The 21,437-nt window shown below is 72.5% G+C and carries 14 protein-coding genes; 1 reads left to right on the plus strand and 13 read right to left on the minus strand.

The window, feature by feature from the left end; genetic code table 11:
- The first annotated feature begins 73 nt into the window (after positions 1–73).
- Positions 74–673, plus strand: coding sequence for a GTP-binding protein (locus ABD879_RS19820; RefSeq protein WP_345023000.1), 600 nt, complete (start codon positions 74–76; stop codon positions 671–673).
- A gap of 151 nt (positions 674–824) precedes the next feature.
- Here the strand turns inward: ABD879_RS19820 and ABD879_RS19825 are convergent, their stop codons facing one another.
- From ABD879_RS19825 to ABD879_RS19885, 13 genes are all read right to left on the minus strand, one after another.
- A complete protein-coding gene (locus ABD879_RS19825; protein WP_345022976.1) occupies positions 825–1,379 on the minus strand; it encodes a beta-L-arabinofuranosidase domain-containing protein in 555 nt (184 codons plus the stop codon).
- Positions 1,376–3,427, minus strand: coding sequence for an alpha-L-rhamnosidase-related protein (locus tag ABD879_RS19830; RefSeq protein WP_345022977.1), 2,052 nt, complete (start codon positions 3,425–3,427; stop codon positions 1,376–1,378). The genes ABD879_RS19825 and ABD879_RS19830 overlap by 4 nt, the downstream gene beginning before the upstream one ends.
- 93 nt (positions 3,428–3,520) lie before the next feature.
- Positions 3,521–6,508, minus strand: a complete 2,988-nt coding sequence (locus ABD879_RS19835) for a glycosyl hydrolase (protein ID WP_345022978.1) — start codon at positions 6,506–6,508, stop codon at positions 3,521–3,523.
- A gap of 139 nt (positions 6,509–6,647) precedes the next feature.
- A complete protein-coding gene (locus ABD879_RS19840) occupies positions 6,648–9,377 on the minus strand; it encodes a family 78 glycoside hydrolase catalytic domain (RefSeq protein ID WP_345022979.1) in 2,730 nt (909 codons plus the stop codon).
- A gap of 327 nt (positions 9,378–9,704) precedes the next feature.
- Positions 9,705–11,144 carry an L-fucose/L-arabinose isomerase family protein gene (locus ABD879_RS19845; protein ID WP_345022980.1) on the minus strand — a complete coding sequence of 480 codons (1,440 nt, stop codon included), beginning with the start codon at positions 11,142–11,144 and terminating at the stop codon, positions 9,705–9,707.
- 101 nt (positions 11,145–11,245) lie between these two features.
- The gene (locus ABD879_RS19850) at positions 11,246–13,309 is read right to left on the minus strand and encodes a bifunctional aldolase/short-chain dehydrogenase (protein WP_345022981.1); all 2,064 of its coding nucleotides are present in this window, start codon (positions 13,307–13,309) and stop codon (positions 11,246–11,248) included.
- Between the two features lie 136 nt (positions 13,310–13,445).
- Complete coding sequence (locus ABD879_RS19855) at positions 13,446–14,939, minus strand: BNR repeat-containing protein (RefSeq protein ID WP_345022982.1); 1,494 nt, start codon at positions 14,937–14,939, stop codon at positions 13,446–13,448.
- Positions 14,936–16,102: an L-rhamnose isomerase gene (gene rhaI, locus ABD879_RS19860; RefSeq protein WP_345022983.1), complete on the minus strand. Its 1,167-nt coding sequence runs from the start codon at positions 16,100–16,102 to the stop codon at positions 14,936–14,938. The genes ABD879_RS19855 and rhaI overlap by 4 nt, the downstream gene beginning before the upstream one ends.
- 87 nt (positions 16,103–16,189) lie before the next feature.
- Positions 16,190–16,510 carry an L-rhamnose mutarotase gene (locus ABD879_RS19865; RefSeq protein ID WP_345022984.1) on the minus strand — a complete coding sequence of 107 codons (321 nt, stop codon included), beginning with the start codon at positions 16,508–16,510 and terminating at the stop codon, positions 16,190–16,192.
- A gap of 19 nt (positions 16,511–16,529) precedes the next feature.
- Positions 16,530–17,618, minus strand: a complete 1,089-nt coding sequence (rhaS, locus tag ABD879_RS19870) for a rhamnose ABC transporter substrate-binding protein (RefSeq protein ID WP_345022985.1) — start codon at positions 17,616–17,618, stop codon at positions 16,530–16,532.
- Between the two features lie 77 nt (positions 17,619–17,695).
- Positions 17,696–18,742 carry an ABC transporter permease gene (locus tag ABD879_RS19875; protein WP_345022986.1) on the minus strand — a complete coding sequence of 349 codons (1,047 nt, stop codon included), beginning with the start codon at positions 18,740–18,742 and terminating at the stop codon, positions 17,696–17,698.
- Positions 18,735–19,784, minus strand: coding sequence for an ABC transporter permease (locus ABD879_RS19880; protein ID WP_345022987.1), 1,050 nt, complete (start codon positions 19,782–19,784; stop codon positions 18,735–18,737). The genes ABD879_RS19875 and ABD879_RS19880 overlap by 8 nt, the downstream gene beginning before the upstream one ends.
- Positions 19,781–21,322: a sugar ABC transporter ATP-binding protein gene (locus ABD879_RS19885; RefSeq protein ID WP_425549644.1), complete on the minus strand. Its 1,542-nt coding sequence runs from the start codon at positions 21,320–21,322 to the stop codon at positions 19,781–19,783. The genes ABD879_RS19880 and ABD879_RS19885 overlap by 4 nt, the downstream gene beginning before the upstream one ends.
- Between the last annotated feature and the right edge of the window lie 115 nt (positions 21,323–21,437).

Below are 21,437 nucleotides of genomic sequence, written 5' to 3' on the forward strand. Positions count from 1 at the left end.
CCCGCTCCCGCCCGCCGAGCCGCCGCCCAGCGCCGGGCCGCCGGCGGCGCGGCCGGGCGGCGACGGCCCGCGCGTGGCGCTGAAGATCCTGGTGGCCGGCGGGTTCGGGGTGGGCAAGACGACGCTCGTCGGCGCGGTCAGCGAGATCCGCCCGCTGCGCACCGAGGAGGCGCTCACCGACGTCGGCATCGGCGTCGACGACCTGGACGGCGTGGCGGCCAAGGCCACCACGACCGTGGCGATGGACTTCGGCCGCATCACGCTGCGCGACGGCGTGGCGATCTACCTGTTCGGCACGCCCGGGCAGGAGCGGTTCTGGTTCATGTGGAAGGAGCTGTCGCGCGGGGCGCTCGGCGCGGTGGTGCTGGCCGACACCCGGCGGCTGGCGGCCAGCTTCGCCTCGATCGACTACTTCGAGCGCCGGGGCACGCCGTTCGTGGTGGCGGTCAACTGCTTCGACGGCGCCGACCGGTACGAGCCGCCGGAGATCCGCGCCGCGCTCGACATCGACCCGCACGTTCCGGTGATCCTGTGCGACGCGCGGCGGCGCGCGTCGGCCAAGGAGGTGCTGGTGGGGCTGGTCGAGCACGCGCTGCGGCTGGCCGGGACGCCCCCGCCGCCGCCCCGCCGGTGGCGGGCGGGGCCGGACCCCGCCCGCATCCCGCCGTCTTAGGGCCGGACGCAGCGTCCCCGGCGGGCCGCCCCGATACGGCTCTTCACCTGGAATCCGTCCGTCCCGGCGCCCGAGGTCCCCGGTACGGCGTACCGGGGACCTCGGCAGAGGGCCGGAGCCCTCGGCCGGATGCGGACCGGCGGCCCGCCGCCTACGAGACGGTGCCATGGAAGGTCCAGGTGCCCGAGCCCACGGTGCGGGTCGGGCCGCCGGGCACGTGCACCTCCGCGGTGCTGCTCGGCGGGACGGTGACCGTCAGGGTGATCCGCCCGCCCTTCCTGGTCCAGGACGTGCGGGCCTTGGCGGCGTAGGCGTCGTCGCCGGTGGCGGCGTGCGCCTGCGCCAGCGCCGACAGCAGGTGGCCGGTGGAGTGGCCGCGAAGCTGGACGTCGGGCGCCTCCCAGCCGCCGCACGGTTCGGCCGACGACGGCAGGCCCACGTTCAGGCGGAAGGTGTGCAGCAGCCGGTCGGCGTCGATGAACTTCAGGTAGGCGCAGGTGCGCGCCATGTTGTCGCGGAACGGGCCGTCCAGCAGCGTGACCGCCGACAGGGGGAACGCCGACAGGACGGGCGCGCGGCGCGCACGGCCCTTGGCGGTGCCGGCGTCGGTCTCCGCGGCGGCGGAGGCGGGACGCGCGACGACCGCCGCGGTGGCGGTCGCACCGGCCGTGCCCAGGAAGGCGCGGCGGCTGACGTGTGCGGTCATGCGCGCTCCCCTCGGATCGTGTGGGTGCCGTGCAGGTTCTTGACGTAGACGTACTCGCCGTCGCTGTAGGCCTGGTTGCCGCGGGCCTTGCGGCCGTCCCACACCAGGCGGCCGTCCAGGTAGACCTTCATGCGGGTGCCGAAGGTCGGCACGCCCGCGCGGCCCGCCGCTCCGGCGGGCGCGGTGAGGCGTGCGGTGTAGGTGCCGTTGGCGACCTTCCAGGAGGCGTCCACCGCGCCGCGCGTAGTGGTCAGGCGGCCCTGGGCGAACCGCAGGTCGGCCGTGTGCGGGACGAAGTCGAACGTCCGTCCCCCGGGCGAGGTGGGGCGCAGGCCCAGCACGTAGTTGGTGAGGGCGGGGGTGGGGCCGGTGGCCCAGGCGTGGGCGAGGCTGACGTAGGAGCTGCAGAAGACGCAGCCGTCTTCGAGGTTGCGGAACGACTCCCAGAACGTGCTGCGCGTGCCTTGGGGGTGGTCGAGCATGTAGCCCCACTGGCGGCGGATGATGTCCACCCCGGCCTGGTCGGCGGCCCGTCCGCCGGCGGCGAAGTGGGCGTTGACCTCCATCGACCCGGAGAACACCCCGGGGTTGCCCTTGTTCTCGGGGGCGGTGCTGGTGATGGAGTTCCAGTTGCCGGTCAGGTCGGTGCTGATGCGGCGGGCCTTGGCGGTGTCGGCCATGCCGTACCAGACGGCCAGGGAGTTGCCGTCCTGGGGGTGGATGGCGGAGTCGGGGTACTGCTTGTAGGCTCCGGCGGCCTCGTCCCACAGGTGGGTGTCGATGGCGGTGCGCAGCGCCTCGGCCCGCTGGGCGTAGGACGCGGCCAGGGCCTTGTCCTTCTGCACCTGGGCGAGCCGGGCTCCCGTGGTGAGCACCCGCCACAGCAGCACGTTGGCGGTCAGGTTCTCGCCCTTGGCCAGGATCCGCACCGAGTCGGACGTCCCGGTGATGGACACCAGGCCGCGTTCGCTGAGCTTGGCATCGGTGTAGGCGACGGCCTTGCGGTAGGCGTCCCAGACGGTGGCCAGCCAGGCGCGGTCGCTGGTGTACAGGTAGTAGTCCCAAGTGGCCGCGAGCGTCCACAGGTGGTAGGTGTCCGAGCCGTACTTGTTCAGTTCGGGCCCGGCGTAGGGCAGCTCGCCGGTGTCGCGCTGGTGCTGGTAGACGGTGGTGAGGGCGTTGCGGGCCGACTCGGTGTCGTTGAACGCCGCGTACGCCGCCGGCACCTCGATGCCCAGGTCGCCGGGCCACACCGTGCGGTCGCGTTTGGCGCCGTCCACCAGGATCGTGTCGCCGACCCCGATGTTGCCGGTGTTGTCCCATAGCTCGGCGGGGGCCTCCCAGATGCGGCCGGTCTTGGGCGAGATGGTGTTGAGCTGGATGGTGTAGGCGCCCGCGTACCAGATCCTGTTGAGCAGGTCGTCGTTGGAGTAGAAGTAGTTGGCGTAGGCGGCGGGGTTCTTCATCTTGGGCGCGGCCGTGTAGTGCACGGACACGCCGTCCAGGTCGACGCTTCCGTCGGTCTCCAGGAACACCGTCAGGTAGCGGAAGCCGCCGCGCAGGTACTTGGCCGGGGTCGTGTAGGTGGTCCTGCCGTTGACGTCGACGCCGATGGCCCCGTCGCGGCTGCGGGGGCCGCCGGTCGAGGCGTCGCTGGTGACGCCGACGTACTCGGAGGACTCGGAGAACGCCAGCCCGACCCGTTGCGCCCCCTGGGAGGAGGCGAAGCTCACGGTGGTCAGGCCGGTGACGTCCTTGCCGAAGTCGAGGGTGACGTAGGAGCCCGCCCCGGTGAGCGTGGTGCGGCGCCCCGACAGCACGTGCTGCGCCCCGGTGACCGTGCCGTTGGTGGTGTGGACGGCGACCGGGCGCAGGGTGCGGGAGGTGGGCGACAGGTTGTAGGCGTCCCACGGCCGCGCCGCCTGGCCGTTCTGGGGGGCGGCGGCGGTGGCGGGCGGGGCGGTGAGGGTGAGGGGCACCGTCACGGCGGCCGCGGCGAGGGCGGCCGTGGCTCCGGCATGGCGTCGCCTGGCTACGCTGTGGAGCATGAATTCCTCGCAATCAGAGGGTTGAGGGGGTTCATCGTGCGGGAGGGCGGGGGCATCGCCCTCCCGCACTCGTTCAGGGGCCGCGCCCGGGGGTCAGCGGACCGCGGCCTCGCCGTACGGGACGAGCCGCACCGGCCCGATCAGCCCGTACGCCTGCCGGGAGGCGGTGCCGTAGACGGCCGGGTCGGACACCCGCAGCCGGTTGTTGAGCGTCGTCGCGACCTCCACCTCGATGGTGTTGGCGCCCTTCCGCAGGTAGGGGCCGACGTCCACGACCGGGTTCATCAGGTCCACCGGCGGCAGGACCCGCCCGTTGACGATCACGCGGCTGGTGTCGAAGACCTCGCCGAGCTCCAGGTAGGCCCCGGCGCAGGCCCCCGAGGACCACTCCTTGCCGAGCTGGACGGTGGTGCGGTATCGGCCGACGCCGGACACGTCCGCCAGCTCGGGGATGTCCGGCCACGGCTTGAGGCCGTCCAGGTCCACCTCCCGCCGGGTCACGGCGGTCTCCGTGGCCGTCTTGCCCGGGCCCCAGTCCTCCACCTGGAGCTTCCAGGCGGTGAGGGGGAGGGCCTCCGGCAGCTTCCCGACCGTGGTGGAGACGGTGCGGCCGGTGGACAGCGCGGTGGTGTAGGTGCCGGGCTCGGTGGTGCGGACGACGAGGCGGCCGCCGTCGTAGCGCACCTCGCCCGCGTCGGTGCGGGTGGCGTGCGCCAGGCCGTTGCCGCGGCCCAGGGCGATGACGGTGGCCTCGCTGGGCTGCAGGGCGATGCGCACGGTCACCTTGTCGCCGTCCTCGGTGTAGACGGCGATCCGCTCGGCCTCGCCCGTCCAGGGGTCGAGGCGGAACGGCACGGCGCGCCGGTCGGTGCGCGTGAAGGTGACCTCGTGGTCGATGGCGGCCACGGGGGGCTTGACCGTTTCGGCGTGCTTGCCGTTGCACAGGTAGTAGTAGTCGACGTCGCCGGCGACGCGGTGCCCGTTGAGCAGGGTGGAGCTCTGGGCGTACTTGACGTCGGGCTCCACGCCCAGCTCGGCCAGCGCGCCGGGCACCTCGGTGTCGGTGGCGACGACGCGGACCTTGGGCTGGGCGAACAGCTCGGTGAGGACGGCGCGCAGCCGCTCGACCTCCCCCGCCTTCGGCACGCCCGGGACGGTCGCGGCCGACCAGTCCCCCAGGAACACGATCGGCAGCCCCGCCTTGGTGAGCTTGAGCAGCTTCTCTGCCGCGCGCACCGGGATGGTGCGGTCCTGCGAGGAGAAGCGGTCGCCCTCCACGAACACCGCCTTGTAGGCGGGGCCCTTGGGGTTGAGCCTGCCGTCCTTCACCGTGGCGCTGGGCAGTTCCAGGGTCGCGGCGCTGATGAACTGGTGCGTCCACCCCAGCGGCACGCCGGTGCCGGTGAACCAGCCCGCGCCGATGCCGGTCTTGGTGTAGCCCTTCTGCCGGAACACCGCGATGTCGACGCGATTCGTCCCGGACTGCATCACCTGGTGGACGCGGCCCAGGTAGGCGGCGATGTCGGGGGCGTGCCGCCAGGTCGGCTGGCGCGGCCCCCACGACTCGGCGTACCCGATGCCCCCGTTGTAGGGGGTGAACCCGGCGAAGCCCGGCCACGCCACCCCGGGGGCGGTCGCGTAGGAGAAGCCGTGCAGGACGGTCTGGTTGAGCCCGGCCGCGTACGCCCCGCCCATGGTGCGCAGCAGCTTGTTCCAGGTGGTGTTGTAGGCGCCGCCCTGGTACGCCCCCGCCTCGCACGAAAGGATCTTGCGGCCGCCCATGTCGCGGCCCCCGGCCAGGACGCGGTAGTCGTCCAGGTTCTTGAAGCCCAGCGACTCGCCCTCCGGCACGTCGATGATCGCGGCGGTCTCGATCGCGTCGGTCTGCAGCCCGTACGGCTGGGCGCGGAACTCCAGGCCGAGCGAGTGCGCCCACGTGGTGAGCGCGGTGAAGTGGTGCTCGTTGAACAGGTCCGACACGGTGAGCCAGAAGTCGTGCCGGGCCTGCCGGGTGATCTCGGGCTCGTAGGAGTAGAGCGTCTTCTCCTTGAGCTGCACGATCACCGGCAGGTACGGCCACAGGGAGTAGCCGCGGCGGCGGGCGAACTCCTCCGGCAGGTTCGGCGTCCAGTTCAGCGCCTGGGTCTCCAGCTCGATGGAGTCCTCGAACAGCGTGCCGCCCGCCTGCTTGAGCAGGGTGCGGATCCGCTTGGTCAGCAGCTTCGACTCCCAGAAGTCGATGACCGCCTCGGTCCCGGCGGGGCTGAAGTGGTCGACCACCGTGCAGTCGGGCGCCGAGTGCGGGCCGGACTCGGGGCGCTGCCCGCTGCCGCGCCGCCAGTACGACAGCAGCACCCACGACCCGTCGCCGGGGGCGGTCCACTCGATCCGCCCGTCCTGGACCGTTCCGGTGAGGTCGGTGAACGAGTCGCGGGCCAGGCCCGTCTCGGTGCGCGTGGAGTTGGCGGTGTCGATGCGGACGGCGTGCACGGCGACCAGATGCCGGACCGTCACGTCGTCCTCGGCCGCGGCGGCGGGCTCGGGCACCGGGCCGCGGTAGGTCTCCCCGCCGTTCACCGTGGCGCTGCCGTGCGCCAGCTCCTGCACGGCGGCCGGGCTGTCGGGGGTGATCGTCGGGACGGCCGCGGGCCAGGCCGGGCCGATCGTCAGGTCCACGGTGATGCCGCGCTTGCGGGCCTGGTCGAGCGCGGCCTCGACGCCGGCGTTCCACGCCGCGGTGCCCCAGCCGTGCCCCTCGGGGTCCAGGACGGACTTGTCGCGGATGCTGTGGTGCACGGCGACGATCTCGGCGCCGCCGAATCCGGCGGCGGCGATCTGGTCGATCTCCCGCCGGATCTCCGCCGGGTCGACCAGCCCGTCCGGCCACCACCAGCGGAACCGGGGCCGGACCGCGGCGTCCGGGCGGGCGAACGCGGCGAACGACGGGGCGGCGGCGCCCGCCTGCGCGGTGCCCTCGCCGCCCAGCGGCGAGTTCAGCGCGACGGCCGCGCTCGCCCCCGTCACGGCCGTGTACTGGATGAAACGCCGGCGGCTGACGCCGGCGCCGTCGTGCTTGCTCAAACGGAACTCCTGGATGCGGGGTGGGTGGATATGGGCGGATATAGACGGATATGAAGGCGAGGCCACCGTGCCGCGGGGACGGGGTGGCCGTCCGCGCGGCACGGGAGCCGTGTGGGCTCCCCCGGGTCAGCGGGAGTGGTCAGCGCGAGTGGAAGGTGAGGCGGCCGGAGCCGACCTGGTAGACGGCGTAGCCGTCGCGCATTCCGGTGAACCGGGCGGTGGACGCGGCGGGGCCGGTGACGCGGACGCCGGCGGCGGCGCGGGCCGGGACGTGCACCTCGGCGGTCACGTTGACCGGCACGTCCACCGTCATCCGGAAGCCGGCGCCGTCGCGGACCCAGTCCACGGACACGTCGCCGCGCTGCACCGGCACGGTGCCCGACGCGCGGTCCAGCCCGGACCGCGGCGGCCGCACCCGCACCCGCGCGGAGCCGGGCGCGGTGACCGACACGCCCAGCAGGGACTCCTGGACGTCCACGAGCGCGACCGAGCCCCACGGGTGCGAGTGGCTCTGCCCGGTCTCCGGCGCGTCCCACGACTCCCAGGTGAACGTGCCGCCGCGGGCCAGGATGTTGCCCCAGCCGGGGCCCTCGGTGTCGGTGAGGCGTTCGACGACCTTGTCGGGGCGGTCGGCGAGGGCCTTCATCAGCCCGTGGGAGGTGAACGGCCCCATCCGCATGCCGAGGCCGGCGACGTAGGACACGACGCGGTCGCGGTCGGCCGCCGGGGCGACGCCGTAGGCGACGGCGTAGGCGTTGGCGATCTGCGAGGCGTGCGTGCTCTGGCTGCCGTCGCTCTTGAGGCCGTCGATGTAGACGCCGTCGGGGCGGCGCAGCTTGGCGTTGACGGCGGCGGCGAGGGTCTGGGCGTCGCGGCGCAGCGCGGCGGCGTCACCGCTCTTGCCCAGGGCTTCGGCGGCGCGGGCGGTGGCGTTGAACACGTCGACGCCGAGCACGTTGATGACGGTGCGGGCGGCGGTGTCCATGTCGTGGCCGTAGCGCATGGTCGCGGGCCAGTCGATGATGCCGTACTGGTACTGGCCCGAGCCGCCGGTCAGGCGGGTCACCAGGCCCGTGCCGGAGTCGATGTGGCGGCGCACGTAGTCGGCCACGGCGGTCATCACCGGGTACGCGGCGGCCAGGGTGCGCGCGTCGCCGGACCGCAGGTAGTACTCCCACACCCAGCCGGGGAACATCTCGGTGTAGTCGGGGATGTCGCGTTTGCCGTCGCCGTTGGGGTACACGGCGTTGAGGCGGCCGTCGGGCCAGTAGCGGGCCTGCGACTCGATGAACTCGGTGATGGCCTGCCGGGTGAGGCGGCGCTCCCCGTAGGCCGACATGGTGGCCAGGGAGATGTCCACCGCGTCGCCGAGGAACTGGCCCTTCTCCCGGGTGGGGGTGTCCAGGAACTGCCACTGCGCCCCGTACAGCGCCGAGCGCCGCATCAGGTCGTAGGCGGCGTCCACTCCCTTGTCGGACGTGCGCAGCCGCGCGGTGCGCGCCGGGTCCACCTCGGTGTGCTGCACGACCGCGCCGATGTCCTCGGGCCGGACGCCCGCGCCGGGCTCGATCTCGAAGTAGCGGAAGCCCATGTAGGTGAACGACCGGAACGTCTGGTCGCCGTCGCGCTGGGTGTGCCCGTAGGTCAGGTCGGTGCTCTGGTTGTCGTCCCCGGAGCGCGACACCGACCCGTCGGACGCCAGCACGTACCCGGCGTGCATGGCGACGTGGCGGCCCGCCTCGCCGTCGCGGAACCGCACGACCGGCATCGCCGGGACGATCCTGCCGAAGTCGGCGACCAGCGCGCCCGACGCCAGCCGGGTCACCGTCCGCGGGCGGATCACCGTGTAGGAGAGGTCGGTCTCCTGGCCGGTGAGGGACTGGAACGGTCCGGCCGGGTGGGCGCCGACGACCTGCGGCGCCTGCCAGGACGAGTCGTCGAACCCGGGGCGGTCCCAGCCGACCGGCTCGGCGGTGGCGTCGTACTCCTCCACGTAGTCGCCGCCGTCGCCGTTGCGGCGCGGGGCCGCCTTCCAGGGGCCGCGCGTCACCTTCCACGACCCGTCGGTGACGACGACCTGCCGGGTGCCGTCGGCGTGCTCGACCTCCAGCCGCACCAGCAGGCCGGGCTCGCTCTTGGGGCGGCCCTGCCCGGCCCCGTACCAGTGGTACTGCACGCCCAGCGCGGCCGGGCGGCCCTCCTGCAGCCGCGATGTGACGTCCACGGTGCGGTAGTAGCCGCTGTCGGGGTACTCGTAGGCGGGGCCGTGGTCGATGACCTCGCCGTTGAGGTGCAGCGCGTACTGGTGGGCGGCGGAGATGTTCACCCGGGCCCGGACGATGCGGGAGGAGCCGACGGTGAACTCCTTGCGCGCCAGGGTGTAGTCGTCGGCCTCGGCGGTGGTGCGGCGGATCCAGCTGGCCTGCCAGTCCTGGTCGCGCAGGCCGGTGTCGAACCGCGCCGGGCGCGACCAGGGGGAGACCCTGCCGGTGCGGTCCCACGTCCGCACCGTCCAGGTGTAGCCGGTTCCGGGGGTCAGGGCGGGGCCGGTGTAGGGCACGTACTCCTGGCTCGCCGATGCGACCTTGCCGCTGTCCCACACGCGGTCGCCGCCGTCGGCGCGCACGACGATCTGGTAGGCGGTCTGCGTCTCGCCGGGGTCGACGTCGCGGGGCCGCCAGCCGAACAGTGGCGCGCCCTCCACGTTGAGGGGGCGGGCGCGGTCGCCGACGGTCAGCTCGACGGGCGCCTTGGGCGCGTGGCCCGCGGCCTTGACGGCGGCCGAGGCGGTCGAGCCCGGCAGCGCGGCCGTGACCAGGGTCAGCGCCCCCGCCGCGACGGCCAGGGAACGATGCGGGATGGCACGCATGGAACTCCTCGGGGGTGGTGCGAGCGAACTGGGGTGGGCGCGCGGCGGGGTGCGCGCCGGTTCGTCGTTGCCGGGCGGGGCGGCCGGGGCCGCCGCGCCGTCCTCCATGCGGGTGAGGCGGGCCCCGTCCCGGGGGCGCCTCGTCCGCACACCGGGCCGCCGGGTCAGCCGGGGCGCAGCATGGCGAAGCGGGCGGGGACGGGTGATGGTCGGAACGGGAATCGCCGCATGGGCTCCTCCGGTTTCGGGGCGCCGTCGGGCGCCGCGTGCACGGATCCCCCGATCACGTTCACGTGTGTCCGCGGCATGGGCCGCGTCAGGAAGGCGCTAGGGCTCGACCACGACGAGTTCGACGTCCATCAGGTCGGCCAGGGCCTTCAGGTCGGGCACCAGGTGGCCGGTGGCCAGGGCCCAGTGGTGCGAGATCCCGGTGGCGCTCCACGCGTCGGTCCACTCCCCCGGGTCGCAGCCGAAGTCGACCCGCGAGGTGGTGTTGCCGATCTCCAGCAGCGGCCCGTCGACGACCTCGCCCTCGGAGGCGACGAACGCGAACCGCCCGTCCCGCCGCTGGATGATGCCGAACGCGGTGACCGGCCCGTGCTTGACGTCGAACTCGACCGACACGCCGTAGCCGCGTTTGCCGTGGTACACGCCGAGGCCGCGCAGCAGCGGGCGGCGGGCGCTGATCGCCAGGTGCGCGGGGCCGTCGTGGCCCATCTCGACGTGCCCCCGGGTGAAGTCGAGCGCCTGCAGCTCGGTGAACGAGCCGCCCGCGCCGAGCCGGTCGGCGATCAGCATGGCCAGGGAGGTGCGCAGCTCGTACTCGCCCGCCGCCGGGATGCCGCGCGCGGTCAGCAGCGACGCGCCGAGGATCATCCCGGCGCCCAGCCGCTCGTGCACCTCGCCGTCCAGCCCGCGGTGGTAGTAGGCCAGCGAGTCCAGCGCGAAGTCCTCCACCAGCCGGTCCAGGCCGACCGACACGCGCGCCGCCCAGGTCAGGTCGGTGTCGTTGACGGACTCGGCGAACTCGAACACCTCCCGGGCCCGCCGCTTGCGGGCCTCGGTCTCGGCGTCGGTGACCTTGTCGACCCGCACCCGCAGGTCGTCGAACTCCAGCACCTCGACGTGCCCGCCGAAGTTGGCGGCGACCAGCGTCAGGTCGGTGGACACGTCCAGCATGCCCGGGTACAGGTGCCCCATCAGGCCGTGCCGGCCGCGGCGCAGCGCGGCCCGCACCCCGGCCGCGCGCACCCACCGGCCGATCTTCGTCCAGGCCCGCTCGTCCTCCAGGTAGCCCGACACCGACCGGAACGGCACGCCGCAGCGGGCGAAGGCGTTGGCCATCTCCGGCAGCGGGCAGGCGCCGCAGTAGGCCAGCCACTGCCCGGTGTCGAAGGAGGCGTGGTCCATCGACTCGGTGGGCTGCAGGTTGATCAGCAGCACCGGGGCGCCGGACCGCTGCGCGACCGGCACCAGCATGGTCGCGGTCATGTAGGTGGTGAGGAAGCCGACGATCAGGTCGCAGCCGGCCTGGCGCAGCCGCTCGGCGGCGGCCGCGCCCTCCCGCTCGTCGGAGATGAAGCCGGCGTCGACGACCTCGGCGCCGAGGCCGCGCATCCGCTCCGCCACGCGCTCGGCCGAACGTTTCAGTTGGGGCAGCAGGCCGGGGAACTGGGGCCAGTACGCCCCCAGCCCGCCGGCGACGAGCCCGACCCGGACGGGCGGGGCGGTGATGCGGTCGGCTGTCGGGTCCGGATGTGCTGTCACGGTGCGGTCCTCCTCGGACGTGCGGCTGGGGTGGGACGACGGGGCCGGCGCGGCTCCTGCGCGACCTGCGCCGGCCCCGTCGGGTCTGGTGCCGGCGGCCGCTACCGCAGGAACGCGGCGGCGACGCCCGCGTCCACGGGCACGTGCAGGCCCGTGGTGTGGGTCAGGTCCCCGCCGGTGAGGGCGAAGACGGCGGCCGCGACGTGCTCGGGCAGCACCTCGCGCTTGAGCAGCGTGCGCTGGGCGTAGTACTCGCCCAGCTTCTCCTCCTCCACGCCGTAGACGGCGGCGCGCTGGGCGCCCCAGCCGCCGGCGAAGATGCCCGATCCGCGCACCACGCCGTCGGGGTTGACGCCGTTGACGCGGATGCCGTGCCCGCCGAGCTCGGCCGCCAGCAGCCGCACCTGGTGCGCCTGGTCGGCCTTGGTGGCGCCGTAGGCGATGTTGTTGGGCCCGGCGAACACGCCGTTCTTGGACACGATGTAGACGATGTCGCCGCCCATGCCCTGCTCGATCATGACGCGGGCGGTCTCCCGCGACACCAGGAACGAGCCGCGCGCCATCACGTCGTGCTGCAGGTCCCAGTCGGCGGTCGTGGTCTCCAGCAGCGGCTTGGAGATCGACAGGCCGGCGTTGTTGACGACCAGGTCGACGCCGCCGAACGCCAGCACGGCGGCGCGCACGGCCGCGGCGATCTGCTCCTCGTCGGTGACGTCCACGGCGACGGCGGTGGCGACGTCGCCGGGCCGCAGCGCCTTGGCCGCGTCGGCGATCTCCGCGGCGACCTTCTCGGCCGCGGCCGCGTCGCGGTCGGCGACGACCACGCACGCGCCCTCGGCGGCCAGGCGGCGGGCGGTGGCCGCGCCGATGCCCGACCCGCCGCCGGTGACCAGCGCGACGCGGGTGGCCAGCGGCTTGGGCTTGGGCATGCGGCGGAGCTTGGCCTCCTCCAGCTCCCAGTACTCGATGCGGAACTTCTCCGACTCGGGGATCGGCCGGTAGGTGGACAGCGCCTCGGCGCCGCGCATCACGTTGATGGCGTTGACGTAGAACTCGCCGGCGACGCGGGCGGTCTGCTTGTTGGCGCCGAAGCTGAACATGCCCACGCCCGGGACGAGCACGATCGCCGGGTCGGCGCCGCGCATCGGCGGGGAGTCGGGGGTGGCGTGCCGCCGGTAGTAGGCGGCGTACTCCTCGCGGTAGGCGGCGTGCAGCTCGCGCAGCCGCGCCTTGACGTCCTCCAGCGGCGCCGACGGCGGCAGGTCCAGCACCATCGGCGCGACCTTGGTGCGCAGGAAGTGGTCCGGGCAGGAGGTGCCGAGCGCGGCCAGCCGCGGGTGCTCGGCGCGGGAGACGAAGTCCAGCACCTCCGGGCTGTCGGTGTAGTGCCCCACCTGCGGCCGGTCCGTGGACGCCAGGCCGCGGATCAGCGGGAACAGCTCGGCGGCGCGGGCGTGCCGCTCGGCCTCCGGCAGCGGCTCGTAGCCGTCGACCACCGGGCCGAACGGCTCGGCCTTGCCGTTGCGGGCGATGTACTCCTCGGCGGTGCGGATGATCTCCAGCGAGTTGGCCTGGCACTCCTCGCTGGTGGCGCCCCAGGCGGTGATGCCGTGCCCGCCGAGGATCACCCCGATGGCCTGCGGGTTGTCCTTCTTGATCTGGGCGATGTCCAGGCCGAGCTGGAAGCCGGGCCGCCGCCACGGCACCCACACCACCCGGTCGCCGAAGATCCGCCGGGTCAGCTCCTCGCCGTCGGCGGCCGTGGCGATCGCGATGCCGGAGTCGGGGTGCAGGTGGTCGACGTGCGCGGCGTCCACCAGCCCGTGCATGGCCGTGTCGATGGACGGGGCGGCGCCGCCCTTGCCGTGCAGGCAGAAGTCGAACGCGGCGACCATCTCGTCCTCGCGCTCGACGCCCGGGTAGACGTCGACGAGCGCGCGCATGCGGTCCAGGCGCAGCACGGCCAGGCCGGCCTCGGTGAGGGTGCCCAGGTCGCCGCCCGAGCCCTTCACCCACATCAGCTCGACGTCCTGGGCGGTCACCGGGTCGGTGACGGTGCCCTTGGCGGAGGCGTTGCCGCCCGCGTAGTTGGTGTTGCGCGGGTCCGAGCCCAGGGTGTGGGCGCGTTCCAGCAGCTGCTCCACTTCGCGTGGAGTGGAGGTCATTATTCGCTTCCCCTCGTCGTGAACTTTGTCGGTGCCCGGGCCGGTCTCGACCCGGATGGTGCCGTGGCCGCCCGCGTCCTGGACGCGGGCGCCGAGTGCGGCGGTCGGTGCGGAGCCGTCGTTGCCGACCCCCCGGTCAGGAGAGTTTGAAGTCGATCACGCGGATGGATGAGGGGGTGGTCCCGGAGGACTTGCGCTGGTACATCACCGACAGCACGCCGTCGGCGGCGACGCGCGAGTCGTCGACGAGGACCTCGCCGAACGCGTTGAGGGTGCGGCCGCCGCCGTAGAAGGTGCCGTCGAACAGCAGCTTCCAGTCCGTCCAGCCGCCGGCCTTGCTCGCGGCGACGACCCGGCCGAACGGCAGGACCACGTAGGCGTTGTCGTGCTCGTCGAACACGATGCGGGAGCGGCCGAACGCCTCGACCGGCACGGGGATCTCGACCTTGCGCCACTTGCCGGACGCGTCGCGGGTCAGGTGGAACGCCCGCGAGTACGCCTTGCGCTGGGCGGTGAAGTCGGTGACGCACTGGGTGAACCGGCCCGGCACGTAGCTGATGATCACGTGCGGGGCGCCGGTCGAGTCGACCGCCTGGCTCTCCTGGTTCATCAGCGCGTGGTTGGGGTCGAGCGGATCGACCACCAGGCCCGGGTCGTCCAGCGCCACCAGGTCGTCGGTGCCGGTGGTCGCGACGGTCTGCCCCGCGTCGTTGCGCCAGGTGCGGCCCCGGTCGTCGGAGTAGACGTAGCCGGTGTCGTGGTTGGACAGGCCGCCCGGGTGGCACAGCACGCCGAAATTCTGCTCCCGCCAGGTGAACGCGGCGTGCAGCCTGCCGTCCCTGCCGTAGGTGATGCCGTGGACGTACATGTTGCGGGCGTTGCTGGTCTGCCCGTTGCCCGAGTAGGTGCCGGCGGCGCTGGACCACTTGCCGAGCTTGGTCCACGTGCCGCCGTCGTACTCGGCGATCTCGTTGGTGCCGTTGCCCGAGCCGCCCGTCCGGTACACCAGCTGCAGCTTCTTCTCGGGCGTGACGGCGAACTGCGGGTAGGTGATGTCGCCGAGGTCGACGCCGTCCAGGTCGCGCCGCACCGCGCCGAACCGGGAGGCGTCCCACCGGCTCGGCGACGGCTTGGACGCAAGGCCCGGCTCGGACTTGGTGTAGTACACCCGGTTGTTGTGGGTGTCCATCGCCACGTGCAGGCGGCCGTCCTGCGGCGACACCCCCAGCGAGATGACGTTGTGGGAGTCGTCGACCGACAGCTTGTGCGGCAGCACCACCTTCTGCCACGCGCCGTTCGGCAGGTGGCGGCGCGCGACCACGGCGCTGCGGTCGGCGGTGTACCAGGCGGCGTACTGGTACCCGGCGTAGGTGAGGATGCCGCTCTGCTGGAACGACCCGTTGTTGACCAGGCCGTCGTAGGACACGAAGTACAGCGCCCGCGGATCCAGCTCGGTGTCGCGCAGCCGCTTGAGCGACGGCGTCCCGTCGGCCTTGGCGGCGGCCGCCTGCGCACCGGCCGGCGCGGCCGCCGCGGCCGCGGGCACGGAGGCGAGGGCGAGCAGGGCGGCCGCGCCGAGCGTCGCCGCACGCGCCCGGCGGCCGGCCGCACCGCGCAGCAGGGCGGTCACGCTCCCCACCCCGCCTGCGTGCCGCCGACCCGCTCGGCGACGATCCGCTCGAAGTAGCCGGACGCCTTGTAAGCGGCGACCGGGTCCGGGTGCAGGCCCATCTCCTCGCGCAGCTCGGCCAGCAGCGGCCGCACGTCGGTGTTGAACGCGTCCATGAACACCGCGTTCGCCTCGAGCACGTCGCCGGACCGCTGCGCCTCCCGCAGCGCCTCGGCGTCCACCAGCAGCGCCTTGGCGGTGGCCTCCTGCACGTTCATCACCGAGCGGATCTGCCCCTGGATCTTCGGCTCGATGTTGTGGCACTGGTCGAGCATGAACGCCACCTGCGAGTCCGGCTCGTAGCCGCCGCCCCGCACCACCTCGTACATGATCCGGAACAGCTGGAACGGGTCGGCCGAGCCCACCATCAGGTCGTCGTCGGCGTAGAAGCGGGAGTTGAAGTCGAACCCGCCGAGCTTGCCCTCGCGCAGCAGGAACGCCACGATGAACTCGATGTTGGTGCCGGGCGCGTGGTGCCCGGTGTCCACCACCACCTGCGCCTTGGGGCCCAGCTTGAGGCAGTGCGCGTAGGAGGTGCCCCAGTCCGGCACGTCGGTGGTGTAGAACGCCGGCTCGAACAGCTTGTACTCCAGCAGCATCCGCTGGTCGTCGCCGAGCCGCTCGTACACCGCCTGCAGGGCCTCGAACAGGCGGTCCTGGCGCTCCCGGATGTCGTCCTGGCCCGGGTAGTTGGTGCCGTCGGAGAACCACAGCTTCAGGTCGCGCGAACCGGTGGCGTCCATGATGTCGACGCACTCCAGCAGGTGGTTCAGCGCCTTCTTGCGGACGGCCGGGTCGGGGTTGGTGACGCTGCCCAGCTTGTAGTCGTCGTCCTGGAAGACGTTGGAGTTGATCGCCCCGATCCGCACGCCGCGCTCCTGCGCGTAGGCGGCGAGGGCGGCGTAGTCGTCGACCGTGTCCCACGGGATGTGCAGGGCCACGCTCGGCGCCACCCCGGTGAAGCGGTGCACCTGCGCCGCGTCGTCGATCTTCTCCTGGGGGGTGCGCGGCACGCCCGGCTGGGGGAACACCTTGAAACGCGTCCCGGAGTTGCCGTAGGCCCAGGACGGAGTCTCGATGTGCTGGCGGCGGAGGGCGTCCTTCACCGCGCTGATGTCAGTCATGTGTTCCTTTCCCCGGTCCCCGGTCTCCCGGTGTCCGGTCTGCGGGCCGTCCCGGGACGCGTCCCGGGACGGCCCGTTCCGATCGTCTCAGTCCAGGTGGAAGACCTCGGTGAGCGGCAGCATCCCCTGGTCGGGGGCGCGGCCGTCCAGATCCTCGAAGAACGGCGCCATCTCGGCCTGCCAGCGGGCGTTGACCTCGGTGCGGGCCATGCCGTCCAGCGCCTTGTCGAAGTCGTCGGTCTCCAGGTAGCCGACCAGCAGCCCGTCGTCGCGCAGGAAGAGCGAGTAGTTGCGCCAGCCGTTGTCGCGCAGGGCGGCCCGCATCTCCGGCCAGACGGCGGCGTGCCGCTCCCGGTACTCCTCGATCCGGTCCTGTTTGACCTTCAGGAGGAAACACACGCGTCGCATGGGCGCTCTCTCCCCCGGCTCAGAAGTCGTACTGGTCGATGTTGCTCTTGTCGAAGACGGTGGGCGGGCCGAGGATGACCTCGCCGTCCTTGCCGATGGTGCGCGAGCCGAGCTTGCCGGCCTTGAACGTCTGGCCCTCGGCGCCGGTGATCTGCCCGGACGCCAGCGCGGCGGCGGCGTAGGAGGCCAGGTAGCCCAGGTTCTTGGGGTCCCACAGGGCGAACTTCTCGACGGTGCCGTCCTTGATGAACTTGCGCATCTGGTTCGGCGTGCCCAGGCCGGTCAGCACGACCTTGCCCTTGTACTGCGACCCGGAGATGTAGCGGGCGGCCGCGGCGATGCCCACGGTGGTCGGCGAGATGATGCCCTTGAGGTTCGGGTACGCCTGCAGCAGGCCCTGGGTCTGCTGGAACGACTTCTGGTCGTCGTCGTCACCGTAGGCGATCTTGACGAGCTTCATCCCGGAGTACTCCGGCTTCTTCAGCTCGTCCTGCATGTACTTGATCCAGGTGTTCTGGTTGGTGGCGTTGGCCGTGGCGGACAGGATCGCGATCTCGCCCTTGCCGCCGATCTGGTCGGCCAGCAGCTTGACCTGGCTGCGGCCGATCTCCTCGGAGCTGGCCTGGTTGATGAACAGGTGGCGGCAGTCCTTGGAGGTGTCGGAGTCGTAGGCGACCACCTTGATGCCGCGGGACATGGCCTGCTTGAGCGGGCCGCACACGGCGTTGGGGTCGTTGGCGGCGATGAGGATGGCGTCCTGCCGCTGCTGCACCAGCGTGTTGATGTAGGACACCTGGGAGGACGCCGCCGCGTCGGACGGGCCGACCTCCTTGGCCTCGCCGGAGTACTCCTTGGCCGCGGCGATCCCGGCCTCGTCGACGATCTTCTCGTACGGGTTGTTGATCTGCTTGGGCAGGAAGGCGATCTTCAGGCCCTTCTTGATCTCCGCGTTGGGGTCGGCGGAGGCCGAGGCCGCGGCGGCCCCGCCCGCGGCGGACTCGGTGGAGTCCTTGGTGGTGCCGCCGCAGGCGGCCAGGCCGAGCGCGAGCACGCTCGCGCCGGCGATGGCGCTCACCGAACGCCGGGAGAGGACGGAACGGAAGGTCATCTGTCGTGCCTTTCGCAAAGTCGCATCGGTGATGCGATCGGGGTGGGTGTTGAGCAGCGGGGAGCGGAGCCGAGTGGCTAGGAGGCGGCCTTGGCCGCGGCGGGGGCGCCGGAGCCGCCGCCCCTCGATCTGGCCTCGCGGACGATGGCGATCACCCGCGGGGTGAGGACCGACACCACCAGCAGCAGTCCGGTCACGATCGACTGGATCTCGTTGGCGACGTCGTTGAGCATCAGCAGGTTGCGCATCACGCCGATCAGCAGGACCCCGGCGAGCACGCCGCCCAGGGTGCCCCTGCCGCCGTCGAAGTCCACGCCGCCCAGCAGCACCGCCGCGATGACGGTCAGCTCCAGGCCCAGGCCGTTGTCGGCGCGGGCGCTGCCGTAGCGCAGCGTGTAGACGATCCCGGCGAACGAGGCGACCAGCCCGGACAGCACGAACAGGATCAGCTTCAGGCGCTTGACGCGGATCCCGGCGAAGTAGGCGGCCTCCTCCTGCGCGCCGATGGCGAACAGGGAGCGGCCCACGCCGGTGGCGTGCAGGACGACGGCGGTCGTCAGGGCCAGCACGGCGAACAGCGCGATCGGGTACGGGATCGGGGTGCCCGGCACGTTGGTGACGGCCAGGTCGGCGTACTGCTGCGGGAACTGCGAGACGGCCTCGGTGCCCAGCACCACGTACGCCAGCCCGCGGTACAGCGTCATCGTGCCGATGGTGACGGCCAGCGACGGCAGCCCGAGCCGGGTCACCAGCAGGCCGTTGACCAGCCCGCACACCAGGCCGACCACCAGCACCAGCGGGATGATCGTCTCGATGGCCATGCCGCCGTCCCACAGCTTGCCGACCAGCGCGCTGGACAGGCCGAGCACGGAGGCGACCGACAGGTCCACCTGCCCGCACACCACCAGCAGCGTCATCGGCAGCGCGATCAGCGCGATCTCGCTGAGGTCGCCGAGGGCGAAGGAGATGTTGTCGGAGTTGCCGAAGTCGGGCGACAGGCCGACGCCGCCGAAGAACACCACGATGAGCAGCGCGGCGACGACCACGTCCCAGCGCACCAGGCGGCCCAACTCGAACCCGCCCTGCTTGCCGTCAGCCGTCGTTGCGGTGGGCCGGTCAGCCATGGCGGCGGCTCCTCTTCTTCAAAGCCTGCGTGACGCGCAGCGCCAGCACCCGGTCCACGCTGATCGCCAGCAGGAGCAGCAGGCCGGTGATGGCGTCCTGCCAGAAGGAATTGATCTTCAGGACCACCAGGGCGCTGCCGATGGTGGTGATGAGCAGGGCGCCGAGCGCGGCGCCGTAGACGGTGCCGACCCCGCCGGTGATCGCCACGCCGCCGACCACGACGGCGCTGACCACCTGCAGCTCCCAGCCGTTGGCGTTGTCGGCGACGACGGTGCCGAAGCGGGCCAGCCACAGCACCCCGGCCAGCCCGGCCAGCACCCCGCTGACCAGGTAGGCGGTGAAGACCCGGCGGCGGATCGGCACGCCCGCCAGGCGCGCCGCCTCGGGGCTGGAGCCGATGGCGTAGAACTCCCGGCCCGAGGAGTAGGAGCGCAGGTAGTACCCGACCGCCAGCATGATCAGGATAGTGATCAGCGGCAGGTAGGGCACGCCCAGCAGGCTGCCGTTGCCGAGGTCGAGGATGCTCTGCGGCACGTTGGCGGCGTTGATCTGCTCGCCGTGCGCGATGTAGTAGTCGATGCCCTGGATCACGTACAGCATGCCGAGCGTGACCACCAGGGCGGGCACCCGCAGGAAGCTGATCAGCAGGCCGTTGACGGCCCCGCACAGCGCGCCGATCCCCAGGCCGACGGCCAGCGCCGACGGCAGCCCGTGGTCGGTGCCGGAGACGAAGTCGCCGACGACGAACGCCACCAGGCCGACCACCGAGCCGACCGACAGGTCGATGTTGCGGGTGACGACCACCAGCGTCTGCCCGACGGCCAGCAGCGCCAGGATCGAGGCGTTGAGGAAGATGTCCTTGACGCCCTGCTCGGACAGGAACCGCGGGTTGGCGACCGTGGTGCCGAGCACCAGCACCACCAGCGCCGCGGCGATGCTCAGCTCGCGGGCGCGCAGCACCAGGTCGACCAGCCGGCCGCCGCGCCCGCCGTCGTCCGCCGCCGACGGCGCCCCCGGCGACTTGGTCAGGGTCGTGCTCACGCGGCCTCCCCCACGGTGCCGGTGCGGCCGGTGGCGGCGGCCATGACCGACTCCTCGGTGGCCTCGGCGCGCGGGATCTCGGCGGTGAGCCGCCCCTCGTGCATGACCAGGACGCGGTCGGCCATGCCGAGCACCTCCGGCAGGTCGGACGAGATCATCAGGATGGCCAGGTTCTGCGCGGCCAGCTCCGACAGCAGCCGGTGCACCTCGGCCTTGGTGCCGACGTCGATGCCGCGGGTGGGCTCGTCGACGATCAGCACCGCCGGGTCGGTGGCCAGCCACTTGGCCAGCACGACCTTCTGCTGGTTGCCGCCGGACAGCACGCCCACCGCGTCGCTCAGCCGGGCGTACTTCAGCTGCAGGCGCAGCGCCCAGTCGGCGGCGCGGTCGCGCTCCACCTTCCGGGAGATCAGCGGGCCGCGGCCGGTGGCGCGGCGCAGCGAGCGCAGCTGGGTCAGGCCCATGTTGCGCTCGATCGACATGTCCATGACCAGGCCCTGCTGGCGGCGGTCCTCGGGGACCAGCGCGATCCCGGCGGCCATGGCCGCGGTGGGGCTGGCCGGGGGCAGCGCGGTGCCGTTCACCTCGACCGCGCCGGCGTCCCAGCGGTCCACGCCGAAGATCGCGCGGGCGACCTCGCTGCGGCCCGCGCCGACCAGCCCGGCCAGTGCCACGATCTCGCCGCGGCGCACCTCGAACGACACGTCGGTGAACACGCCCTCGCGGGTCAGCCGGGACACCTTCAGCGCCACCTCGCCCGGTGTCACGTCCTGCTTGGGGTACAGCGCCTCCACCTCGCGGCCGACCATGCGCTGCACCAGGTCGTCGGGGGTGAGGTCGGCGACGTTCTCGGTGCCGATGTAGGTGCCGTCGCGCAGGGTGGTGACCCGCTGGCAGATCTCGAAGATCTCCTCCAGCCGGTGCGAGATGAACAGCACCGCGCAGCCCTGGTCGCGCAGCGTCCGGGTGACGGTGAACAGCCGGGCGACCTCCTGGCCGGTGAGCGCGGCGGTCGGCTCGTCCATGATCAGCACCCGGGCCTCGCGGGAGATGGCCTTGGCGATCTCGACGACCTGCTGGTCGGCGATGGACAGGCCGCGCGCGGGCTGCTGCGGGTCCAGCGCCACGCCGAGCCGCTCGAACAGCCTGGCGGTCTCGGCGTGCATGGCGCGGCGGTCGATGCGGCCGAGGGCGGTGCGCGGCTGGCGGCCCATGAAGATGTTCTCGGCGACCGACAGGTCGGGGAACAGCGTGGGCTCCTGGTAGATGACCGCGACGCCGGCGGCCTGCGCGTCGGCGGGGCCGTGGAAGGTCACCGGGCGGCCCTCGACCCGCACCTCCCCGGTGTCGGGGCGGTGCACGCCTGCGAACGTTTTTACGACGGTCGACTTGCCGGCTCCGTTCTCGCCCGCGAGCGCGTGCACCTCGCCCGCGTGGAGCTCGATGGTCACGCCCTGCAGGGCTCGCACGGCGCCGAACGATTTGCTCACGTTGACCAGCGCCAGTGTCGGCGGAGCCGACCGAGCGGGTGCGCTCACGGCCGCCCTCCTCGGATGGGGTTTCGATGTCTCGCAGATGAAAAACGTTTTAAGGGGATGTTGCGGAGGACGGTAGATGTGACTCAACGCACTCGTCAAGAGGGCGCTTGCCGGA

It is taken from the genome of Actinomadura keratinilytica, from assembly GCF_039539665.1.
Classification (GTDB): domain Bacteria; phylum Actinomycetota; class Actinomycetes; order Streptosporangiales; family Streptosporangiaceae; genus Spirillospora; species Spirillospora keratinilytica.

Excerpts from the sequence above, each read along its gene's own strand:
- ABD879_RS19875 (WP_345022986.1), bottom strand. The coding sequence starts at position 18,742 with ATGGCTGACCGGCCCACCGCAACGACGGCTGACGGCAAGCAGGGCGGG.
- ABD879_RS19865 (WP_345022984.1), bottom strand. The coding sequence starts at position 16,510 with ATGCGACGCGTGTGTTTCCTCCTGAAGGTCAAACAGGACCGGATCGAG.
- rhaS (WP_345022985.1), bottom strand. The coding sequence starts at position 17,618 with ATGACCTTCCGTTCCGTCCTCTCCCGGCGTTCGGTGAGCGCCATCGCC.
- ABD879_RS19840 (WP_345022979.1), bottom strand. The coding sequence starts at position 9,377 with ATGCGTGCCATCCCGCATCGTTCCCTGGCCGTCGCGGCGGGGGCGCTG.
- ABD879_RS19825 (WP_345022976.1), bottom strand. The coding sequence starts at position 1,379 with ATGACCGCACACGTCAGCCGCCGCGCCTTCCTGGGCACGGCCGGTGCG.
- ABD879_RS19850 (WP_345022981.1), bottom strand. The coding sequence starts at position 13,309 with ATGACCTCCACTCCACGCGAAGTGGAGCAGCTGCTGGAACGCGCCCAC.
- rhaI (WP_345022983.1), bottom strand. The coding sequence starts at position 16,102 with ATGACTGACATCAGCGCGGTGAAGGACGCCCTCCGCCGCCAGCACATC.
- ABD879_RS19830 (WP_345022977.1), bottom strand. The coding sequence starts at position 3,427 with ATGCTCCACAGCGTAGCCAGGCGACGCCATGCCGGAGCCACGGCCGCC.